The 21,007-nt window shown below is 62.8% G+C and carries 18 protein-coding genes; 4 read left to right on the forward strand and 14 right to left on the reverse strand.

The window, feature by feature from the left end:
- Positions 1-384 precede the first annotated feature (384 nt).
- The 4 genes from QPK29_RS26900 to mnmG all read right to left on the reverse strand — a co-directional run bounded on the left by QPK29_RS26900 (position 385) and on the right by mnmG (position 4,765).
- Complete coding sequence (locus tag QPK29_RS26900) at positions 385-1,269, reverse strand: ParB/RepB/Spo0J family partition protein (protein ID WP_056133832.1); 885 nt, start codon at positions 1,267-1,269, stop codon at positions 385-387.
- An 18-nt stretch (positions 1,270-1,287) separates the two neighbouring features.
- Positions 1,288-2,058, reverse strand: coding sequence for a ParA family protein (locus tag QPK29_RS26905; RefSeq protein WP_371770491.1), 771 nt, complete (start codon positions 2,056-2,058; stop codon positions 1,288-1,290).
- Between the two features lie 128 nt (positions 2,059-2,186).
- The gene (rsmG, locus tag QPK29_RS26910; RefSeq protein ID WP_371770492.1) at positions 2,187-2,834 is read right to left on the reverse strand and encodes a 16S rRNA (guanine(527)-N(7))-methyltransferase RsmG; all 648 of its coding nucleotides are present in this window, start codon (positions 2,832-2,834) and stop codon (positions 2,187-2,189) included.
- Entirely contained in the window at positions 2,831-4,765 is a 1,935-nt protein-coding gene (mnmG, locus tag QPK29_RS26915; RefSeq protein ID WP_371770493.1) for a tRNA uridine-5-carboxymethylaminomethyl(34) synthesis enzyme MnmG, read from the reverse strand. Before mnmG ends, rsmG begins: the two co-directional genes overlap by 4 nt.
- Before the next feature lie 146 nt (positions 4,766-4,911).
- Between mnmG and QPK29_RS26920 the strand changes: the two genes are divergently transcribed.
- Positions 4,912-5,958, forward strand: coding sequence for a DUF1176 domain-containing protein (locus QPK29_RS26920; RefSeq protein WP_371770494.1), 1,047 nt, complete (start codon positions 4,912-4,914; stop codon positions 5,956-5,958).
- A gap of 18 nt (positions 5,959-5,976) precedes the next feature.
- Here QPK29_RS26920 and QPK29_RS26925 read toward each other — a convergent pair whose 3' ends face one another.
- The 8 genes from QPK29_RS26925 to QPK29_RS26960 form a co-directional block, all read right to left on the reverse strand.
- Positions 5,977-6,747: a sulfite exporter TauE/SafE family protein gene (locus tag QPK29_RS26925; RefSeq protein ID WP_056330320.1), complete on the reverse strand. Its 771-nt coding sequence runs from the start codon at positions 6,745-6,747 to the stop codon at positions 5,977-5,979.
- A gap of 59 nt (positions 6,748-6,806) precedes the next feature.
- The gene (locus QPK29_RS26930; protein WP_229412302.1) at positions 6,807-7,643 is read right to left on the reverse strand and encodes an alpha/beta fold hydrolase; all 837 of its coding nucleotides are present in this window, start codon (positions 7,641-7,643) and stop codon (positions 6,807-6,809) included.
- Complete coding sequence (locus QPK29_RS26935) at positions 7,640-8,620, reverse strand: branched-chain amino acid ABC transporter permease (protein ID WP_371770495.1); 981 nt, start codon at positions 8,618-8,620, stop codon at positions 7,640-7,642. The genes QPK29_RS26930 and QPK29_RS26935 overlap by 4 nt, the downstream gene beginning before the upstream one ends.
- A gap of 10 nt (positions 8,621-8,630) precedes the next feature.
- Entirely contained in the window at positions 8,631-9,515 is an 885-nt protein-coding gene (locus QPK29_RS26940) for a branched-chain amino acid ABC transporter permease (protein WP_056133813.1), read from the reverse strand.
- Between the two features lie 20 nt (positions 9,516-9,535).
- Entirely contained in the window at positions 9,536-10,738 is a 1,203-nt protein-coding gene (locus QPK29_RS26945) for an ABC transporter substrate-binding protein (protein WP_056134765.1), read from the reverse strand.
- Between the two features lie 20 nt (positions 10,739-10,758).
- Positions 10,759-11,466: an ABC transporter ATP-binding protein gene (locus QPK29_RS26950; protein ID WP_056133810.1), complete on the reverse strand. Its 708-nt coding sequence runs from the start codon at positions 11,464-11,466 to the stop codon at positions 10,759-10,761.
- On the reverse strand, positions 11,463-12,236 hold the full coding sequence (locus tag QPK29_RS26955) for an ABC transporter ATP-binding protein (protein ID WP_056133808.1): 774 nt from the start codon (positions 12,234-12,236) through the stop codon (positions 11,463-11,465). Before QPK29_RS26955 ends, QPK29_RS26950 begins: the two co-directional genes overlap by 4 nt.
- 136 nt (positions 12,237-12,372) lie before the next feature.
- Complete coding sequence (locus QPK29_RS26960) at positions 12,373-13,998, reverse strand: GMC family oxidoreductase (RefSeq protein WP_371770518.1); 1,626 nt, start codon at positions 13,996-13,998, stop codon at positions 12,373-12,375.
- 308 nt (positions 13,999-14,306) lie between these two features.
- On the opposite strand from QPK29_RS26960, the gene QPK29_RS26965 reads away from it, so the two are divergent.
- The 3 genes from QPK29_RS26965 to QPK29_RS26975 all read left to right on the forward strand — a co-directional run bounded on the left by QPK29_RS26965 (position 14,307) and on the right by QPK29_RS26975 (position 16,016).
- Positions 14,307-14,606 carry a hypothetical protein gene (locus QPK29_RS26965; RefSeq protein ID WP_371770496.1) on the forward strand — a complete coding sequence of 100 codons (300 nt, stop codon included), beginning with the start codon at positions 14,307-14,309 and terminating at the stop codon, positions 14,604-14,606.
- 12 nt (positions 14,607-14,618) lie between these two features.
- Positions 14,619-15,053, forward strand: coding sequence for a hypothetical protein (locus QPK29_RS26970; protein ID WP_371770497.1), 435 nt, complete (start codon positions 14,619-14,621; stop codon positions 15,051-15,053).
- A gap of 114 nt (positions 15,054-15,167) precedes the next feature.
- Positions 15,168-16,016, forward strand: coding sequence for a 5'-methylthioadenosine/adenosylhomocysteine nucleosidase (locus QPK29_RS26975; RefSeq protein ID WP_449821132.1), 849 nt, complete (start codon positions 15,168-15,170; stop codon positions 16,014-16,016).
- On the opposite strand, the gene ald is transcribed toward QPK29_RS26975, so the two are convergent.
- Together ald and putA are read right to left on the reverse strand one after the other, a co-directional pair.
- Entirely contained in the window at positions 15,986-17,101 is a 1,116-nt protein-coding gene (gene ald, locus QPK29_RS26980) for an alanine dehydrogenase (RefSeq protein ID WP_371770498.1), read from the reverse strand. The genes QPK29_RS26975 and ald overlap by 31 nt on opposite strands.
- A gap of 103 nt (positions 17,102-17,204) precedes the next feature.
- Positions 17,205-20,840, reverse strand: a complete 3,636-nt coding sequence (gene putA / locus QPK29_RS26985) for a trifunctional transcriptional regulator/proline dehydrogenase/L-glutamate gamma-semialdehyde dehydrogenase (protein WP_371770499.1) — start codon at positions 20,838-20,840, stop codon at positions 17,205-17,207.
- Positions 20,841-21,007: the final 167 nt, after the last annotated feature.

A 21,007-nucleotide genomic window follows, 5' to 3' on the forward strand; every position in this document is an offset into this window, starting at 1 on the left:
GGAACCGTGTAACGGTATGGTAATTACATGAATCAGCGGGATTATAAGGTGTTATCGGAGCCATAGTCAAACTCTTCGCTCCGCGCGCCCGCTTATATCGGGTGTAAAAACGACAAAATAAATTACCTGGAAACTGTTAAATTTCCTGCGAAATGTTGTGTATTTGCGACTGCCGAGCCGGGTAAACCGATAGTTTCGGCCATGCATATACCGGCCGGCGCAGCCTGGTAGCGTGACCAGGGGCATGCTCACCGCCCTGCTCGATTTGCACCGCGGCAGTGAGGACGCTGCGCGCTGGGAGTGCGTGGCGCGTCGCCGTGGTGCATCCGTTGTGGATAAAAAAAACGCCGGGCGCGTGCCCGGCATCGGTGACAACGTCGCGGCTCAAGCGCGCAGGCGCGCAAGCACGGTGTCGAGGACGTCGAGGTCGGCGAAGTCGATGATCATCTGTCCCTTGCCCTTCGGCCCCATCTTGAACACGACGGGCGTCGCCAGGCGGTCCGACAGTTCTTCCTCGAGGCGCACGATGTCGCCCGACTTTTCCTTCTGGCGCGCAGCGACCGGCGGTGCGTTCTGCTCTTCCAGCGCGCGCGCGACCAGCTTTTCCGTCTCGCGCACCGACATGCGCTTGGCGATCACCTGGTTCGCCAGCGCGATCTGGCTGGCCGCGTCGACGGCCAGCAGCGCGCGTGCATGCCCCATGTCGATGTCGCCCGCCATCAGCATCGTCTGCACCGGTTGCGCCAGATTCACGAGACGCAGCAGGTTCGACACGGCGCTGCGCGAGCGGCCGACGGCGTGCGCCGCCTGCTCGTGGGTAAAACTGAATTCGGAGATCAGGCGCGCGATGCCCTGCGCTTCTTCCAGCGGGTTCAGGTCTTCGCGCTGGATGTTCTCGATCAGCGCCATCGCGGCGGCGTTCTGGTCGTCCACGTCGCGCACGAGGACGGGGATCTCGTCCAGTCCCGCCAACTGGGCCGCGCGGAAGCGGCGTTCGCCGGCGATGATCTCGTAGCGCGCGCCGGACGGCGACACCTCGACGGGCCGCACGAGCACCGGCTGCATGATGCCCTGGGATTTGATCGACGCGGCCAGCTCGGCCAGCGAACCGTCGTCCATGCGCGTGCGCGGCTGGTATTTGCCGGCCTGGATCTGCCCGACCGGCAGCAGGGACGGCGCGCCGCTTGGCGCGGCCGGCGTCTCGGGAGCGTCTCCACCCAGCAGCGCGTCGAGACCGCGGCCGAGTCCTTTGAGTTTTTTGGTTGCCATGACGTTGATAAGTTCTGGTTACATAGTCTTGATGCGCTCGACCATCTCGGCACCGAAGGCGATGTAGGCCTGCGCGCCTTTCGAGGACGGATCGAACGTGACGCCCGGGATGCCGTACGACGGCGCTTCCGCCAGGCGCACGTTGCGCGGGATGATCGTCTTGAACACCTTGTCGCCGAAATGCTGCTCGAGCTGGGCCGACACCTGCTGCGACAGGGTCATGCGCGGATCGAACATCACACGCAACAGGCCGATGATGCGCAGATCATGGTTCAGGTTCGCATGCACCTTCTTGATCGTGTTCACGAGATCGGACAGGCCTTCGAGCGCGTAATACTCGCACTGCATCGGGATGATGACGCCGTGCGCGGAGACGAGGCCGTTCAGGGTCAGCATCGACAGCGCGGGCGGGCAGTCGATCAGGATGAAGTCGTAGTCGGCGTCGACCCTGGCCAGCGCTTCCTTCAGGCGGCGCTCGCGGTTTTCCAGTTCGACCATCTCCACTTCGGCACCGGCCAGTTCGCGGTTGGCGGGCAGGACGTCGAAGCGCCCTGCTTCGCTGCGCAGGCGCGCCGTGGCCACGTCGGCCTCGCCCAGCAACACCTCATAGATGGACGAGGTCAGCCCCGCCTTGTTGATGCCCGCGCCCATGGTGGCATTGCCCTGCGGGTCGAGGTCGACCAGCAGCACGCGCTGGTTCAGCCTGGCGAGACCGGCGGACAGGTTCACGCTGGTGGTGGTCTTGCCGACCCCGCCCTTCTGGTTTGCTACGCAAAAAATTTTCGCCATGTATGCCTTTAGCTATCATACGGTTAATACCATTAAAACGGTTTATACGATTTATATGGTAATAACGGTATAAACTGTTTATACAGTTTATATTCTTGTGCCGGGACGGTAATGTTCGCGCGATTGTTTCACGTGGAACGTTCGATGAATACCAGGTGGCGCTCGGCGCCCAGTCTCGGTACGTCCAGCGGTTCCACCTTGTCGACCTTCCACTCTGCCGGTAACCGTTCCTGTTCGTCTTTCGGGGCCACCCCTTTCAGGGCGATATAGCGTCCGCCGTCTGCCAGCAGGTGCGACGACCAGTTGACGAAATCCGACAGGTCGGCAAAAGCACGCGAGGTGATGACGTCGAACTTGTCGCTCACCTGCAGTTGCTCCACTCGTGCCGTGTACACCGTGACGTTGGCCAGGCCCAGTTCCGCCTTCACCTGCGTAAGAAACGCCGTTTTTTTGTGGACCGTGTCGATCATCGACACGTTCATGTCTGTCCGTACGATTGCCAGCACGATGCCCGGCAGACCGCCGCCGGAACCCACGTCCAGCACGTTCCGCGCCGCCGCGAAGGCCGGCACGGCGGCCAGCGAATCCAGCAGATGGTGCGTGACCATCTGCATCGGGTCGCGCAGCGACGTCAGGTTATAGACGGCGTTCCACTTGAACATCAGGGCCAGGTAATTCATCAGCTTGTCCTGCTGGGCCGGACTCACGTCGAGACGCATCGCGGCGATGCCCTCGCCCAGCACGGCGGACAAGGCCGCTCGATCGAAATTCTTCATGCGGCCGATTCCTCGCTCGGGACACTGGTAAAGCCTTTGGCGCCGCGTTTTTTCAGGTGCACCAGCAGCAACGAAATTGCCGCCGGCGTCACACCAGAAATGCGCGAGGCCTGGCCCAGCGTCTCCGGACGCTGTTTATCCAGCTTCTGACGCACTTCGATCGACAGCGCCGCGATCTCGAGATAGTTCAGGTTCTCGGGCAATTTCAGATTTTCATAATGATCGTGGCGTTCGACTTCGCGCGCCTGGCGGTCGATATAGCCCGAATACTTCAGCTGGATCTCGACCTGCTCCTTCACGGCCGGATCTGCCACGCCTGGGCCGCCCAGCGCCTGGCCGTCGACGCCCTGCAGCGTGACCAGCTTGTCGTACTCGACACCCGGGCGGCGCAGCAGGTCCGCCAGGTTGTATTCGCGCTCGATCGCTTGGCCGATCACGCGCTCGGACTCGGCCGCGGCAAGGATGCGCGGATTCACCCAGGTCGCGCGCAGGCGTTCCAGTTCGCGTGCGACGGCTTCGCGTTTGCGCTCGAACGCTTCCCACTGCGCATCGCCGACGACGCCCAGTTTGCGGCCGATCTCCGTCAGGCGCATGTCCGCATTGTCTTCGCGCAGCGACAGACGGTATTCCGCGCGGCTCGTGAACATGCGGTAAGGCTCCGCGACGCCCTGAGTCGTGAGGTCGTCGACGAGCACGCCGAGGTAGGCTTCCGAGCGGGACGGGGTCCAAGCGTCACGGCCTTGCGTCTGCAGCGCCGCATTGATACCGGCCAGCATGCCCTGGGCGGCCGCTTCTTCGTAGCCGGTGGTGCCGTTGATCTGGCCGGCGAAGAACAGGCCCTGGACGGCCTTCGTTTCCAGCGACGCCTTCAGGCCACGCGGGTCGAAATAATCGTATTCGATCGCATAGCCGGGACGCAGGATGAACGCGTTTCCCAGGCCGCGCATCGAACGCACCAGGGCCAGCTGCACGTCGAACGGGAGGCTCGTCGAGATACCGTTCGGATAGAACTCGTTCGTGGTGAGACCTTCCGGCTCGAGGAAGATCTGGTGCGATTCCTTGGCCGCGAAGCGGTGGATCTTGTCTTCGATCGACGGGCAATAGCGTGGGCCGACGCCCTCGATCACGCCCGTGTACATCGGGCTGCGGTCGAGACCGTTACGGATGATGTCGTGCGTCTGCGCATTCGTGTGCGTGACCCAGCACGGCAGCTGCTTGGGGTGCATCGCCGCATTCCCCATGTACGAAAACACGGGGACCGGATCGAGGTCGCCCGGCTGTTCCGTCATCACGGAGAAGTCGATGCTGCGGCCATCGATGCGCGGCGGCGTGCCCGTTTTCAGGCGGCCCTGCGGCAGCTTCAATTCCTTCAGGCGCGACGACAGCGACACGGCAGGCGGATCGCCCGCACGGCCGGCCGAGTAATTCTGCAAACCGACGTGGATCTTACCGTCGAGGAAAGTACCCGCCGTCAGCACGACGGCGCGCGCACGGAAGCGCAAGCCAATCTGCGTGACGGCGCCGACGACGCGGTCGCCTTCGACCATCAGGTCGTCGACGGCCTGCTGGAACAGCCACAAATTCGGCTGGTTTTCCAGGCGCGAGCGGATCGCCTGCTTGTACAGCATGCGGTCGGCCTGGGCACGCGTGGCACGCACGGCCGGGCCCTTCGAGGAGTTCAGGATACGGAACTGGATACCGGCTTCGTCGGTGGCGATGGCCATCGCGCCGCCCATGGCGTCCACTTCCTTGACGAGGTGGCCCTTACCGATGCCGCCGATGGACGGGTTGCAAGACATCGCGCCCAGGGTTTCGATGTTATGAGTGAGCAACAGGGTCTTCTGGCCCATGCGCGCAGACGCGAGCGCCGCTTCGGTGCCGGCATGGCCGCCGCCAACGACGATCACGTCGAATTCAGTCGGAAATAGCATGATGGAGTGTGTTGCGAGGAGGATTAAGAAGGGATTATAGATTCTTTTTTCCATGCAGCTTCGGCTCGGCCGCGAAAACGACGATTTGTTTCACGTGAAACAATGCTGTGTTAGGCTTTTCGCCACACTCACTCGACCTTGCCGCCATGCCGAAACACCGTCCTCTCACCTGTCTCCTGCTCGCCGCCAGCGCCACCGTCAGCGCGTATCCACGCTCGGATCTGCCGTCGACCACGTTCAGCTACAAGGACTGGGAACTTGTCTGTGACAACACGAGAACCTGTCGCGCAGCCGGTTACAACGAAGAGGACGACGGTCCGAACGCCACCATCCTGTTGACGCGCGCTGCCGGACCCCACCAGCCGGTCAAGGTCGAGCTACAGCTGGCGGAAGATGAACGCCATCCGGCCCCCGACCAGCTTACGATGAGCATCGACGGCCGCGCCGTCGGCATCGTCCGCATCGAACCGAAATCGTCCACGCTCACGCTGAGCGATGCGCAAATGCGTGCACTACTGCCGGCCCTGCTGAAGGACGGACGCATCGCCTGGACCGGTCAGGGCACGACCTGGACTATCTCGACGGCGGGCGCGAATGCCGTGCTGCTCAAGATGGACGAATTCCAGGGCCGGCTCGATACGCTTGGCGCGCTGGTGCGGAAGGGCAGCAAACCGGAATCAAATGTTCTGCCACCATTGCGCGCGCCAGAGATCGAGGCAGGGCCGGTCAGCCAGGACAAGAACCCCATCAAGCTTACCCCGGCGCAGACCCGCGAGATCAAAACCGCATTGCGCAAGACCGTGAAGGAAGGCGATTGCGAACTGCTGGACTCGGCGTCCGAAACGGCGGGCCAGCTCGAGGTGCGTCCGCTCACGAAGGACAAACTGCTCGCGTCGCACACCTGCTGGATCGCCGCGTACAACACGGGCGACGGCTACTGGGTCGTCAATAAGAAACCGCCCTACTCGGCCGTCCTCGTCACCACGTCCGCCACGGATTACGATGACGGCGTCATTACCTCGTTCCAGAAAGGACGTGGCATTGCCGACTGCGTAGCAACCGCGACCTGGACGTGGGACGGCCGCACGTTTGCCCAGACCTCCGACAAAACATCCGGCATGTGCCGCCAGTTCACGCCCGGCGGCGCATGGGACTTACCGACGCTCGTGACAAACGTCCGAAAGCCGCGTTGACTGTTCCACGTGAAACAATCACCAACCGAGCCGCTTGAACGTGTCGAACGCTGTCTTTACGATCAGCAGCCCGACGACGACGAGGAACAGCTTGCGCACGAAGCCGCTGCCATGCTTCAGCGCGAGCCGTGTCCCGACCAGTGAGCCTGCGATCTGGCAAACGGCCATCAGCAGGCCAAGCTGCCACAGCAGATGGCCGCTGTAGCCGAACCAAATCAGCGCCGAGATATTGCAGGCGACGTTGACGATCTTCGCCGCCGCCGACGCGCTGAGGAAGTCGAACCCGAAGAAGCGGACGAACAGGAAGATCAGGAAGCTGCCGGTGCCGGGACCAAAGAAACCGTCATAGAAACCGATGGCGGCGCCGATACCCATCGCCAGCAGCCGCTCCTTCATGCCGCTGTGGGCCGGCGCATGCACGGCGCCCAGGTCTTTCTTCTTGTACGTGTACACGGCCACCGCCATGAGAATCAGCGGTAATAGGCTCCTGACGAAATCGCCCGGCACGCGGGTCACCGTCCACGCACCGATGAACGACAGCGCGAATGCGGCGAGGGCCGCCGGCGCCGCCGTGCTCCAGGCGACTGTCACGCGCCGCGAATATTTGACGGCGGCGACCGAAGTGCCAAACATCGCGGCCAGCTTGTTCGTACCCAGTAGCGTCGCCGGTACCTCACGAGGGAACATGGCGAAGATCGCCGGGATCTGGATCAATCCTCCCCCACCGACGACAGCATCCACGAGACCGGCAACGAAGGCCGCGACGGCCAGCAGGGCAAAATCGAACATGTTGAATCACGCGTAAAAGCGCTATTGTAGTCCGACACCCTTGTTGCGACGCAACAAACTCAGCCGGCCGCCGCCCGCCCCTCTTCCAGGAATTGCAGCAGCAGGCGGTTGACCTCGCCGGCTGCCGTCAATTGCAGCCAGTGATCCGCGCCGCGGATGCGCTCGAAACGAAATTCGCCGTCGACGTAGTGGGCAGAGTCGCGCATCTGCTTTTCGCCCAGGGCCGGGTCACGGTCGCTCCACAAGCCCATCACGGGCACCTTGACCTGGCGGTGTCCGCGTGGCAGGGCGAGACTCAGGTTGGCGCGGTAATAGTTCAGGGCGGCCGTCAGGCGGCCCGGCGGGGACAGGTCGCGCTTCCAGTGGTCGGCCTGGCCGGGCTCGTCCGTGAACTGGCGCATGATGAACCAGTCGGCGGCGCGCAGCGTATGCTCGGCGATGCCCGGCATGATGAAGCCGAGGATATAAGTCATGCGCAAGCGCTGCAGGATGCCGGCGCGGGCGATGGCGTACGGATGGCCGGTGGACATCGCCACGTAGCGGTGCACGCGCTCCGGTGCCAGCGCAGCGATCTGCCAGCCGATGATGCCGCCCCAGTCGTGGCCGACGAGGAAGACTTTATCGATGTGCAGGGCGTCGAGCAGGCCCAGCACGTCGCCGCGCAGCTTGTCCATCGTGTAGTCGAAGACGCCGCCCGGCGCGTCGCTGCGGCCGTAGCCGCGCAGGTCGGGCGCCAGCACGCGGAAGCCCGCGGCGGCCAGGACGGGAACCTGCTTGCGCCAGACGAGGTGCGTGTCGGGAAAACCGTGCAAGAGCAGCACGGCCGGTCCCTGCCCCGTCGTCGTCGTGTGGATGCGGATGCCGTTCACGTCCAGCATGAGGGATTCGTCGATCACGTGCGTCTCCTTGAAACCGGAGCGTGGAGCACCGCCGCGATCTCGCCGACGATACCCCGGCGGAACAACAACACGCAGGCAACAAAGATGAGGCCGGTGACGATGCCCACCGATTCTCCGAGTGATGCGAACCATTCTACATGCGTCTTCTCGGCCAGGAAGTTCCCCAGGTCGCCCAGCTTGTTTTCCAGCGCGACGATGAGGAAGGCGCCGAGGATCGGGCCCGCGAGGGTGCCCATGCCGCCGACCAGGGTCATCAGGATGACGAGGCCGGACATCGTCCAGTGCACGTCCGTCAGCGTCTCGAAGCCGAGCACGACTGTCTTGGTCGCGCCCGCCAGGCCGGCCAGCGCGGCCGACAGCACGAAGGCGACGAGCTTGTAGCGATCGACGTCGTAACCCAGAGAAATGGCGCGCGCCTCGTTTTCCTTGATCGCCTTGAGGACTTGCCCGAACGGCGAATGCACCGTGCGCACGATCAGGGCAAAGCCGGCCACGCAGATCGCCAGCACGACGTAGTACAAGGTCAGGTCGTTGCCCAGGTCGATGGTGCCCAGCAGCCGGCCGCGCGGGACGCCCTGCAGCCCGTCCTCGCCATGCGTGAACGGCGCGCGCAGCGCGGCGAAATACACCATCTGCGCGAGCGCCAGGGTGATCATCGAAAAATAGATGCCCTGGCGCCGGATGGCCAACAGCCCCATGACGAAACCCAGCGCCGCGGCAGCCAGCACGCCCAGCACGAGCACCGCCTCGAACGGCAAGCCGAGCACCGCCAGCGCGTGGCCCGTGACGTAGCCGGCGCCGCCGAAGAACGCCGCATGGCCAAACGACAGCAACCCCGTGTAGCCGATCAGGAGGTTGAAGGCGCAGGCGAACAGCCCGAAGCACAGCAGCTTCATCAGGAAGATCGGGTAGCCCACGAATGGGGCCGCCAGCGCCACCAGCAGTGCGAGGCCGTAGCCGAGTGTTCTGTTCATGGACATCGCCTCATTTTTCTTTGCCGAACAGGCCGGCGGGACGCAGCAGCAGCACGATCACCATCACGACGAACACGACCACTTCCGACGCCTCCGGATAAAACACGCGCGTCAGCCCCTCGATGACGCCCAACGCCAGGCCGGTGACGATGGAACCGAGGATCGACCCCATGCCGCCGATCACGACGACGGCGAACACGACGATGATCAGATTGGACCCCATCAACGGCGTGACGTTGATGACGGGCGCCGCCAGCACGCCGGCAAATCCCGCCAGCGCGACGCCGAAGCCGTAGGTCAAAGTCACCATCAACGGGACGTTGACGCCGAACGCTTCGACCAGTTTCGGGTTCTCCGTGCCCGCGCGCAGGTAGGCGCCCAGCCGCGTTTTTTCGATCGTGAACCAGGTCGCCAGGCACACGACGAGAGAGGCGAACACGACCCACGCGCGATAATTCGGCAGGATCATGAAGCCGAGGTCGGTGGCGCCGGACAGCGCTTCCGGCACGTCGAGGGTCTGGCCGGACACGCCGAAAAACGAACGGAACACGCCTTCCAGCAGCAAGGTGATGCCGAAGGTCAGCAGCAGGCCGTACAGGTGATCGAACTTGTAGAGCCAGCGCAGCATCGTCTTTTCGAAAAGGATGCCGAACGCGCCAACGATCAATGGCGCCAATATAAGCATCGCCCAGTAGTTCAGCCCGAACGACGTGACGCCGATGTACGCGGCGAACGCGCCCATCATGTACAGCGCGCCGTGCGAGAAATTGATCACGTTGAGCAGGCCGAAGATGACGGCCAGGCCCAGCGACAGCATCGCGTAGAACGAACCGTTCACCAGGCCGAGCAGCAGCTGGCTCATCATCGCCTGCAGGGGGACGCCGAAAATTTCCATATGACGTGCTTACGCCAGGTTCACTTCCACGCCGCGCACTTGGTCTCGGCCTTGGTCGTGTACGCCTGGGCGCCCGGGATCGTGGCCACGACCTTGTAGTAATCCCATGGCGCCTTCGACTCGGCCGGCTTTTTCACCTGCATCAGGTACATGTCGTGCACCATGCGGCCGTCCGGACGGATCTCGCCATTCTTCGTGAACATGTCGTTGATCTTGGTCTTTTTCAGCTGGGCCATGACCTTGTCACCATCGTCGGTGCCGATCGCCTTGACGGCGTTCAGGTAGTTCATCGCAGCGGAATAATCGGCCGCCTGCAGCGACGACGGCTCCTTCTTCATCTTCGCGAAGTATTTTTTCGCCCACGCACGGGTGTCGTTGTTCATGTCCCAGTACCACGCGTCCGTCAGGTAGAGCCCCTGCGTCGTCTGCAGCCCGAGGGTGTGGATGTCGTTGATGAACACGAGCAGGCCCGCGATCTTCATCTTGCTCGTCAGGCCGAATTCCTTCGCCGCCTTGACCGAGTTGATGAAGTCGCCGCCGGCATTCGCCAGTCCCAGCACCTGCGCTTTCGACGACTGCGCCTGCAGCAGGAACGACGAAAAGTCGGACGCGCCCAACGGATGCTTCACACTGCCCAGCACGGTGCCGCCATTCGCCTTGACGACGTCGGTCGTGTCCTTTTCCAGCGACTGGCCGAACGCGTAGTCGGCCGTGAGGAAGTACCAGCTCTTGCCGCCCTGCTTCACGATCGTTGCGCCCGTGCCGCGGGCGAGCGCGACCGTGTCGTACGCATAGTGCACGGTGTACGGCGAGCACTGTTCGTTGGTCAGTTGCGCACTGCCGGAACCGATGGCGATAAAGACTTTTTTCTTTTCTGCCGCGACCTTGGCCATGGCCAGGGCCGCACCGGAGTTGGTGCCGCCGATCAGCATGTCGACGCCCTGCTGGTCGAACCATTCACGCGCCTTGCTGGCGGCGATGTCCGGCTTGTTCTGGTGGTCGGCGACGATGAACTGGATTTTTTTACCATTGATGGCGCCGCCTGCATCCGCGATCGCCATGCGCACGGCTTCGGCGCCACCATTGCCGTCGATGTCCGAATACACGCCCGATAAATCCGTGATCATGCCGATTTTGATGGTGTCGCCCGAGATCTGGGCCAGTGCCGGCATGGACAAACCGGCCGCGAAGGTGGCGGCGGCAAAGGCAATCGCTGTTTTCATGTGGTCTCCGTTGTCGATGATCAAACGCCCAGCAGCTCGGTCAATGCCGGCATGCTGGCCTGCAGCTCCGCGGCCGCGATCGTCGTGACGATGCGGCCGTGTTCCATGACGTAAAACCGGTCCGCCAGCGGCGCCGCGAACCGGAAATTCTGTTCCACCATGACGATCGTGTAACCCTTCGCCTTGAGGGTCGTGATCATCTTCGCCAGCGCCTGCACGATCACGGGGGCCAGCCCTTCCGAGATCTCGTCCAGCAGCAGCAGGCGCGCGCCCGTGCGCAGGATGCGTGCGACGGCCAGCATCTGCTGCTCGCCGCCGGACAGCCGCGTGCCCTGGCTGTGGCGCCGTTCGACCAGGTTCGGGAACATTTCGTAGATCTCGGCGACGCTCATGCCAGGCTCGCGGCCGGCCAGCTGCGGCGGCAACATCAGGTTTTCCTCGGCCGACAGCGATGCGAAAATGCCGCGCTCTTCCGGGCAATAGCCGATGCCGAGGTGGGCGATGCGGTGCGTGGGCAGGCGGATCGCCTCGACGCCGTTGACCTTGATCGACCCGCTGCGCGCGCCCGTCAGGCCCATGATCGCGCGCAAGGTGGTCGTACGGCCCGCGCCGTTGCGGCCCAGCAGGGTGACGACTTCGCCCGGCTGCACGGTCAGGCTGACGCCGTGCAGGATGTGCGATTCGCCATACCAGGCCTGCAGGTTCTCGATCTCCAGTGCCGGCGTCATCCGTGTGCTCCCGCCAGGTTGTTGTCGGCGCTCCCCATGTACGCTTCGATGACTTGCGGATTGCGCGACACGTCCGCGTAACTGCCTTCCGCCAGCACGGCGCCCCGCTGCAGCACGGAGATGCGGTCGCAGATGCCGGAGACGACGTTCATGTTGTGTTCCACCATCAGGATCGTGCGGCCGCTCGCCACTTTCTTGATCAGCGCAGTCACCCGGTGCACGTCTTCGTGGCCCATGCCTTGCGTCGGCTCGTCCAGCAGCATGAGTTCCGGCTCCATGCCGAGCGTCGTCGCGATCTCGAGCGCGCGCTTGCGGCCGTACGGCAGGTCGGCCGTGATGGTGTCGGCAAACTGTTCCAGGTCGACTTCGGCCAGCAAGGCCATGGCGCGGTCGTCGAGCTGGTTCAGGGTCTTTTCGCTGCGCCAGAAGTGAAAACTGGTGCCGAGGGCGCGCTGCAGGCCGACGCGCACATTTTCCAGCACGGTGAGATGAGGAAACACGGCCGAGATCTGGAACGAGCGGATGATGCCCATGCGCGCGATCTGCGCCGGTTTGAGCGAGGTGATGTCGGTGCCGTTGAACAGGATGCGGCCGGCGGACGGAGAAAGAAATTTCGTCAGCAGGTTGAAGCACGTCGTCTTGCCGGCGCCATTGGGGCCGATGAGCGCGTGAATATGGCCGCGCTGCACCTGCAGACTCACCTGGTTGACGGCCGTAAAACCCTTGAATTCCTTCGTCAGATCACGTGTTTCCAGAATGACGTCCGGCATTGCGTCTCCCCGCTTTCGTCCATTCAAGCTTTACAAATCATACACACTTTTGGAACTCGTCAAGATACAGCACGCGGCAGGCGGATCGCCCTGCGCTACGTCATGACGGCGCGCAAACCCGTTGTGCAAAAACGCACTATGACCACGTGCGGTCGAGCAGGGCCGCCGTCTTTTCGGCAATCATCAGGGTCGGAGAATTCGTATTGCCGGACGTAATCGTCGGCATGATCGATGCGTCGACGACGCGTAACCCTTTGACGCCTTTGACCCGCAGTTCACCGTCGACGACGGCGAGCGGATCGTCCATTTTTCCCATGCGGCAGGTGCCGACGGGGTGGAAAATCGTCGTGCCGATGAGGCTGGCTGCTTCCGCCAGTTCTTCCTCCGTGCGGTAGTGCGGCCCCGGCTTGAATTCTTCCGGGCGGTATTGCGCCAGCGCAGGCGCCGCGACGATGCGCCGGGTCAGCGCCAGTGCGTCGGCCGCCACCTTGCGGTCTTCCGGCGTGCTGAGATAGTTCGGCGATATTTTCGGCGGCGCGTAACTATCGTTCGCCGCCAGCCGGACGTGCCCCCGCGCCGTCGGCCGCAGGTTGCACACGCTGGCAGTAAAAGCCGGAAAACCGTGCAGCGGATCGCCGAATTTTTCCAGGGACAGCGGCTGCACGTGGTATTCGACGTTCGGCGTCGCCTGGCCGGGATCGGACCGTGCGAACGCACCCAGCTGCGACGGCGCCATCGACATCGGCCCGCTCTGGAACAGCAGATATTGCACGCCGATTTTCATCTTGCCGTACCACGACGCGGCGCTCGTGTTGAGCGAACGGGCGCCTGTGATGCGGTAGACCATGCGCAACTGCAAATGATCCTGCAAATTTTCGCCGACGCCGGGCGCATCGACGACGGGGGTGATCCCATGCTGATGCAGCAATGCGGCGGGCCCGATGCCGGACAATTGCAGGATGTGCGGCGAGCCAATGGCACCGGCGGCCAGTAGGGTTTCGCGCCGCGCCGTCGCCGTGAATGCCCGACCGCTGCCGGTGAATTGCACACCGCGGCAGACAGCGCCCTGCTCCGTCTGCCCGATCAACAGCTTTTCGACATGACAACCCGTCATGATCGTCAGGTTCGGCCGCGTGGAAGCTGGCCGGAGAAACGCTTTCGCCGTGTTCAGCCGGATGCCGCGCCGCTGGTTGACTTCGAAATAGGCACAGCCTGCGTTGTCGCCGCCGTTGAAATCGTCGACTTTCGGGATGCCCGTCTGGTGGGCCGCTTCGCGGAACGCGTCGAGGATCTCCCAGGACAGCCGCTGGCGCTCCACTCGCCATTCGCCACCGCTGCCGTGGGTGGGGCTGGCGCCGCCATGATGGTCTTCGCTTGCCTTGAAAATGGGCAGGACCTGATCCCAGCGCCAGGAGGCGTCGCCCGTGATGGCGGCCCAGCGGTCATAGTCCTCGGCCTGGCCGCGCATATAGATCATGCCGTTGATTGACGAACTGCCGCCCAGGACTTTACCGCGCGGATAGATCAGCGCTCGCCCCGCGAGACCGGGATCCGCTTCCGTTTTATACAACCAGTCCGTGCGCGGATTGCCGATGCAGTACAGATAGCCGACGGGGATGTGGATCCACAGGTAATCGTCCTTGCCGCCGGCCTCGATCAGCAGCACCTGCACGTCGGGCCTGCGTGTCAGGCGATTGGCCAGTACGCAGCCGGCGGTGCCGGCCCCGACAATGATGACATCGAATTCCCCTGCGGACTCCATGGACCCTCGCATCGTGATTCGGTTGAGCAAGCTTACCAGATGATCAAGCTCAACAAGGGGTCGCTGGACTGTGGATAAGCGTATGAATATCCACAGGTACGAAATGTGAGGAAGATCGGTTTTTCGCACGGTCCGGATTTTTATCCAGTTTTGCCACAAGGCACATACAAGACCAGCCCACCGGCTTATGCGAACCGTAAACGTTTGATGTTGTGGAAAAAACCCGGCTTATCCACAGAAGAGTGGCACCGTTAACTATTACCATTATTCTGTATACAAGCTTTTGGTTGTAAACCTGACGAGCCGCCTTGAAAGCTGCGGCCCTGTCGAAAAAAAAATTTTTCGTCGTCGATCCCGACATCGTTCTGCTCAACAAAAAAAATCGACCGACTCCGGATGCGTTCATGACCACAACACCTGCTCGACGTCGACCAGGCCAGCTGCCGGCGGCCCCCAAACTCCCTGTTTCCGGGCCTTTTGTGGATAAGCTGCTGAATATCCACAGGATCGAATGTGTGGAACTGCCACGAAAGTCGATCTCGAATTTTTTTTCCAGTTTTGGTCCTCGACAGAAACAAGGTTTGTTCGACCGCTTTCGGCGCACGTAAACCCTTGAGCTTGTGGAAAAAATCCCGTTTATCCACAGTTCGGCCGGCGTTTACTATCATTACTATCCTTTCTTTCTATCCAAGTTAACTAAAGAAGGACAACTCGCCTGGCAGCGATCGACGGTGAAGCAGGCACGACGCGAACGCTCTTTTGTCTGCCAAAAAAAAAAGAACCTGAACGCCGTCGCATCCAAAAAAGCTGACGCAACCACTGCTCGACTGCCGTTTGTCTACAGGAAGAACGTGATGCCCAGGTCGCATCCAGAACAGCGTTCGCAACCCGCGAACGTCCTGGCGGCAGACAAAATCGGCTCGGCTGTGGAAAAAGCCCTGCATATCCACAGGAGCAGATGTGCAGAACAACCGGTTTTTCTGCTCGCCTGGTTTTTGTCCAACATCGGTTCAGCATCGATACAATGCTTGTCCAGCCGCTCCGCGAGCACGTAAACCGTTGACGCTGTAGACAAATTTCGTCTTATCCACAGCTAGGCACGCGTTTACTATCACTACCATTTTTTATATATATCTTTGTTTTATTAATACAAAAACAGCGGGAACAGCGTGAACAAGCCGCCAAAACCGTTCGTCAACCATCCAGAACAGGCTGAAAACATGCGATTAGGGATCATCAGCGCGCTGCACGAAGAACAGCAGGGGCTCGTGGAGGCCATGGAAGGGCCCTACAAGCTCACGCACGGCATGCGCGAGTACTTTGTCGGACGACTGTGGGAAATCGACGCTGTGTGCGTTTTATCGCGTATAGGCAAGGTTGCAGCGGCACTGACGACCGCCACGCTTGTGGAGAAGTTCGGTGTTACCCACATCCTCTTTACGGGCGTGGCTGGCGCTGGAGACGCTTCGATCCGTGTCGGCGACATCGTCGTGGCCGAATCGCTCGTCCAGCACGACATGGATGCGAGTCCTTTGTTCCCCCGCTACGAAGTGCCGCTGACGGGTTTGACGCACTTCCTGTCCGACCACCACATGGCGTTGCAGCTGGCGGATGCGGCGCACCGCTTCCTGGAAGACGACTTCGCGCTTGCCGTCGACCCCGGGGAAAGGGCCGTATTCGCGCTCAGCGGGCCGCGGCTGCATCGAGGCCTGATCGCCAGCGCCGACCAGTTCGTGAGCGACAAGGGCCGTCTGGACGCGTTGAATGGGGCATTGCCGGGTCTGCTGGCGGTGGAGATGGAAGGCGCCGCGGTCGCGCAAGCCTGTTTCGAGTTGGGTATCCCGTTCGGCGTGATCCGGACGATTTCCGACAACGCCAACGAACACGCGGCGACGGATTTCATGCGTTTCGTGAAATCCGTCGCCGCGCGGTATGCCTTTCACATCGTCAGGCAGTTCTGCCTGGGTTGGCAAAAAGCGGGCGTCACTCAGGCCAGCAGGGTATCCGCCGGCACGTAGTCGTAGCCAAGATCCTTCGCGACGGCCGCGTAGGTGACTTTGCCTTCGCAGACGTTCAGGCCATTCTTGAGGTGGACGTCATCGCGCAGCGCCTGCCGCCAGCCCTTGTTCGCCAGCGCCACGGCGTGGGCTATCGTCGCGTTGTTCAGCGCAAATGTCGACGTGCGGGCCACCGCACCCGGCATGTTCGCCACGCAATAGTGAACAACGCCGTCCACGACAAAGGTCGGATCGGCGTGCGTGGTCGGATGCGACGTCGCGAAACAGCCGCCCTGGTCGATTGCCACGTCGACGATGACGGCCCCTTTTTTCATTTTTGACACCATATCGCGCGTGACGAGCTTCGGCGCCGCGGCACCGGGCACGAGCACGCCGCCGATGACGAGATCGGCAGACAACACCGCTTCCTCGATCGCGTGCGCGTTCGAATACAGGGTCGAGATCCGGTTGCCGTAGACGAGGTCCAGCTGGCGCAGGCGGTCGACGTTCTTGTCGAGCACGGTGACGCGCGCGCCTATGCCGACCGCCATCTGCAATGCATTCGTGCCGACGACGCCGGCGCCGATGATCACGATATGTCCCGCCGCCACACCCGGCACGCCGCCCAGCAGGATGCCGGCGCCGCCCTTCGATTTTTCCAGGTGGCTGGCGCCGGCCTGGATCGACATCCGCCCCGCCACCTCGCTCATCGGCGCCAGCAGCGGCAAACCGCCGCCCGGGCCCGTGATGGTTTCGTACGCGATGCACACGGCACCGGACTTCACCAGGGCCGCCGTCTGCTCCGGATCCGGCGCCAGGTGCAGATACGTGTACAGGATCTGTCCCGGACGCAGCATCGCGCATTCCTGCGGCTGCGGTTCCTTCACTTTCACGACCATGTCGGCCTGCGCGAAGATCTCTTGCGCCGACGGGACGAGCGTGGCGCCGGCGGCCGTGTACTGCTCGTCCGTCAACCCGATGCCAGCACCGGCGCCGGTCTGCACGATGACCCGATGGCCGCGCGCGACCAGTTCATGCACGCTGGGGGGCGTCAGGCCCACCCGGAATTCATTGTTTTTGATTTCTTTTGGTACGCCTATCAACATGTCTGCCTCCAGGTTAAACCTACAAAAAACATCTTCAAAAACAAAACGCCGCGGCGCAGGTCAAGAACCTACTACCGCGGCGTCGCAGCCATCAGGACCCGGATTACAGACCGAGCGTCATCAGGCTTGCGTTACCTCCTGCCGCGGTCGTGTTGACGCACAAGGCGCGTTCCGCCACCAGGCGCCACAACGCCACCGGTTCGCCCAAGCGGGTGTCGACGATGCCGACGATCGCGCCCGGACGGGCCGCCAGCCGCGCCTGCAGATCCCCGGCGAGACCCTGCTCGACGAGGGCCATGGCGAAGTCGCTGCCATCCAGTTCCTGCGCGGTAATGAAACGCACGTGTTCCTTGACGGCGATCGGCAACGCGGGCAGCGTTTCCGTCAGCACGAGCGCGCGGTTGCCCGTCGCGAACGCGGCCGCGAGCTGGTTCAGCAGGCTCGCCGTGCCATTCGGCGCACACAGGACGGTGCCGCGCGGAACGAAATCGAGCTGGTTGCGCTCGCCCGTCGGGCCCGGCAAGTCGATGCGCACGCCGTCCAGGGTCGTTTCCATGTAACCGTGCGCCAGGTTCGCGATGTCGCCATGGCCGTTCGCGCACGCCCAGGCAAGCAGGCCGTCCAGCGCGTTATTGCTGCGGCGTGCGTGACGCAGCAGCGGCGCCGCATCCTTTTGCAGGCGCTTCAGGTACAGCGGGCCGCCGGCCTTCGGACCGGTGCCGGATTTGCCTTCGCCGCCGAACGGTTGCACGCCAACGACGGCGCCCACGATGTTGCGGTTCACGTAGATGTTGCCGACGTGGGCACGCGTCGTGATGAATTCGATCGTCTCGTCGATGCGCGAATGCACGCCCAGCGTGAGGCCGTAGCCGGTGGCGTTGATCGTGTCGACGACCTTGCCCAGCTCGGAACGGCGCCAGCGCACGATGTGCAGCACGGGGCCGAAGACTTCGCGCTTCAGTTCGCTCATCGAGCCGATCTCGAGCATGGTCGGCGGCACGAACGTCCCCTGCGACAGCAACACGTCCGGCAAGACCAGCGAGAAATGCTGCTTGGCCGTCGCCTTCATGCGCTCGATGTGGCCGAGCAGGTTTTGCTGGGCTTCCTTGTCGATGACGGGGCCGATGTCGGTGGATAAACGGTCCGGCACGCCCACGCGCAATTCCTGCATCGCACCCTTGAGCATCTTGATCGTTTTATCCGCGATATCTTCCTGCAAAAACAGTACGCGCAGCGCGGAGCAGCGCTGGCCGGCGCTGTCGAATGCGGAACTGAGCACATCCTGCACGACCTGCTCCGGCAATGCGGACGAATCGACGATCAGCGCGTTCTGGCCGCCCGTCTCGGCGATCAGCGGAATGTCGGCGCCTTCCTGCGCGGAACGGGCCGCCAGCGTCCGGTTGATCAATTGCGCAACTTCCGTCGAGCCCGTAAAAATGACGGCTTTGACACGCGCATCGGCGGTCAACGCGGCGCCGACGGTCTCGCCGCGGCCCGGCAGCAGTTGCAGCGCGCCTTTTGGCACACCCGCTTCGTGGAACAGCTGCACGGCGCGGTGGGCGATCAGAGGCGTCTGCTCGGCCGGCTTGGCCAGCACGACGTTGCCGGCGGCCAGCGCGGCCGCGACCTGGCCTGTGAAGATTGCGAGCGGGAAGTTCCAGGGGCTGATGCACGTCACCGGGCCCATCGCGCGCGCTTCCGGTGCATTGCGGATCTCGGCCGCGTAGTAGCGCAGGAAATCGACGGCTTCGCGCACTTCCGCGATCGCGTTCGGCAGAGACTTGCCCGCTTCGCGCACGGCCAGGGCCATCAGTTCGCCGCGATATTGCTCGAACAGATCGCCGACGCGGGCGATGATATCGGCGCGTGCCGCATTGCCGACGCCTTCCCAGCCCGGCGCGGCGTGTACGGCGGCCTGCAGCGCGGTATCGACGTCGGCGGTGATCGCCTCCGTCACCTGGCCGACGATGTCCGCCGACTGCGCGGGATTCACGATGTTCAGCGCACCGGCCGCGGCGACGGGACCGTCGACGAGCGGTGCGGCCACGTAATGGCGCGGCGTACCGAGATCGGCGGCCAGTTCGGCCAGCACGTGTTCATTGGCGAGATCGAGGCCGGCGGAGTTGCGGCGGCCGTCCGGGAACAGGGTCAACGGCAGCGGAATGCGCGGGTGCGGCAGGCAGTGCGCGGCGCGCGCGGCTTCGAACGGATCGGCCAGCAGGGTGTCGATGGGCACGCTCTCGTCGACGATCTGGTTCACGAACGAGGAATTGGCGCCGTTTTCCAGCAGGCGGCGCACGAGGTAGGCGAGCAGCGTCTCGTGCGAACCGACCGGCGCGTAGATCCGGCAGGCCTTGCCGAGATTCTCCTTGCCGACGACCTGGTCGTACAGGGTTTCTCCCATGCCGTGCAGGCACTGGAATTCGTAATTGGTGACGTTGTCGGCCTTCGCCCACGTGTAGATCACGGACAGCGAATGTGCATTGTGCGTGGCGAACTGGGCGTAGATCACGTCCGTCGCGGCGAGCAGCTTGCGCGCGCATGCGAGGTAAGACACGTCCGTGTAGATCTTGCGCGTGTACACCGGATAGCCCGGCAGACCGTCGACCTGGGCGCGCTTGATTTCTGCATCCCAGTACGCGCCCTTGACGAGGCGGACCATGAATTTGCGGCCGCTGCGGCGGGCCAGGTCCACGACAAAATCGATCACGAACGGGCAGCGCTTCTGGTACGCCTGCACGACCAGGCCAATGCCTTCGAAGCCGGCCAAAGATGGATCGAAAGCAAGAGCTTCCAGCATGTCCAGCGAGATTTCCAGGCGGTCCGCTTCCTCGGCGTCGATATTGATGCCGATGTTGTATTCCTTGGCGAGCAGCACGAGGTTACGCACGCGCGGCAGCAGTTCTCCCATCACGCGGGCGTACTGTGCGCGGCTGTAGCGCGGATGCAGGGCCGACAGCTTGATCGAGATACCCGGACCGTCCTTGATGCCGCGGCCATTGGAGGCCTTGCCGATCGCGTGGATGGCCGCTTCGTACGAGGCATAGTAATTGTCGGCGTCGGATTCCGTCAGCGCCGCTTCGCCCAACATGTCATAGGAATAGCGGTAGCCACGGGTTTCGTTCTCGATGCTGTTCTTCAAGGCTTCGGCTATCGTCTGGCCGGTGACGAACTGGTTGCCCAGCATGCGCATCGCGAGGTCGACGCCCTTGCGGATCAGCGGCTCGCCGCCCTTGGCGATCATGCGGGTCAGCGCGGCGCCGAGACCCTTCTCGCTGCTGGACGACACGAGCTTGCCGGTGACGAGCAGGCCCCACGTGGCGGCGTTCACGAACAGCGACGGCGATTCGCCCAGGTGTTTTTTCCAGTCGCCCTTGCTGATCTTGTCGGCGATCAGGCGGTCGGCCGTTTCCGTGTCGGGGATGCGCAACAGCGCTTCGGCCAGGCACATCAGTGCGACGCCTTCTTCCGACGACAGCGAGAATTCGTGCATCAGTGCATCCACACCCGATGAGCGCGTACGTTTTTCGCGCACGGCCGACACGAGTCGGTGCGCCAGCATGTAGGCGTCGGCGTTGGCGCAGGCACCCTGGGCCAGCAGCCATTCCACCGCGGTGGCCTCGTCACGGCGGTAGGCGGCGGTGATCGCGGCACGCAGCGGCGTCCGTTCGCGGCGGGTTTCGGCCTGCAGGGCGTCGAAAGGGACGTAGGTGGAAGCCGGGAAGGCGGCAATGTTCATGAACGGTCAGGAAAAAATGGATGAGGACGAGCACCGGCAAACGCCGGTCTGGAGTGCGGATCAATGATTCGATTGTAGAAGGAAATCTTCTGGATTAATTCTGTTTTTACAGAAGACTAGCAATAGATAGTTTTTGGTGAGAGAATTTCACCAAATAATATTTATAG

This window comes from Massilia orientalis (assembly GCF_030411975.2).
GTDB lineage: Bacteria > Pseudomonadota > Gammaproteobacteria > Burkholderiales > Burkholderiaceae_D > Telluria > Telluria orientalis.

Coding starts and splice junctions, on each gene's coding strand:
- QPK29_RS26925 (WP_056330320.1), bottom strand. CDS start 6,747: ATGTTCGATTTTGCCCTGCTGGCCGTCGCGGCCTTCGTTGCCGGTCTC.
- ald (WP_371770498.1), bottom strand. CDS start 17,101: ATGTTGATAGGCGTACCAAAAGAAATCAAAAACAATGAATTCCGGGTG.
- QPK29_RS26960 (WP_371770518.1), bottom strand. CDS start 13,998: ATGGAGTCCGCAGGGGAATTCGATGTCATCATTGTCGGGGCCGGCACC.
- QPK29_RS26905 (WP_371770491.1), bottom strand. CDS start 2,058: ATGGCGAAAATTTTTTGCGTAGCAAACCAGAAGGGCGGGGTCGGCAAG.
- QPK29_RS26920 (WP_371770494.1), top strand. CDS start 4,912: ATGCCGAAACACCGTCCTCTCACCTGTCTCCTGCTCGCCGCCAGCGCC.
- QPK29_RS26935 (WP_371770495.1), bottom strand. CDS start 8,620: ATGAACAGAACACTCGGCTACGGCCTCGCACTGCTGGTGGCGCTGGCG.
- QPK29_RS26945 (WP_056134765.1), bottom strand. CDS start 10,738: ATGAAAACAGCGATTGCCTTTGCCGCCGCCACCTTCGCGGCCGGTTTG.
- QPK29_RS26900 (WP_056133832.1), bottom strand. CDS start 1,269: ATGGCAACCAAAAAACTCAAAGGACTCGGCCGCGGTCTCGACGCGCTG.
- mnmG (WP_371770493.1), bottom strand. CDS start 4,765: ATGCTATTTCCGACTGAATTCGACGTGATCGTCGTTGGCGGCGGCCAT.
- QPK29_RS26950 (WP_056133810.1), bottom strand. CDS start 11,466: ATGACGCCGGCACTGGAGATCGAGAACCTGCAGGCCTGGTATGGCGAA.
- QPK29_RS26940 (WP_056133813.1), bottom strand. CDS start 9,515: ATGGAAATTTTCGGCGTCCCCCTGCAGGCGATGATGAGCCAGCTGCTG.
- QPK29_RS26955 (WP_056133808.1), bottom strand. CDS start 12,236: ATGCCGGACGTCATTCTGGAAACACGTGATCTGACGAAGGAATTCAAG.
- putA (WP_371770499.1), bottom strand. CDS start 20,840: ATGAACATTGCCGCCTTCCCGGCTTCCACCTACGTCCCTTTCGACGCC.
- rsmG (WP_371770492.1), bottom strand. CDS start 2,834: ATGAAGAATTTCGATCGAGCGGCCTTGTCCGCCGTGCTGGGCGAGGGC.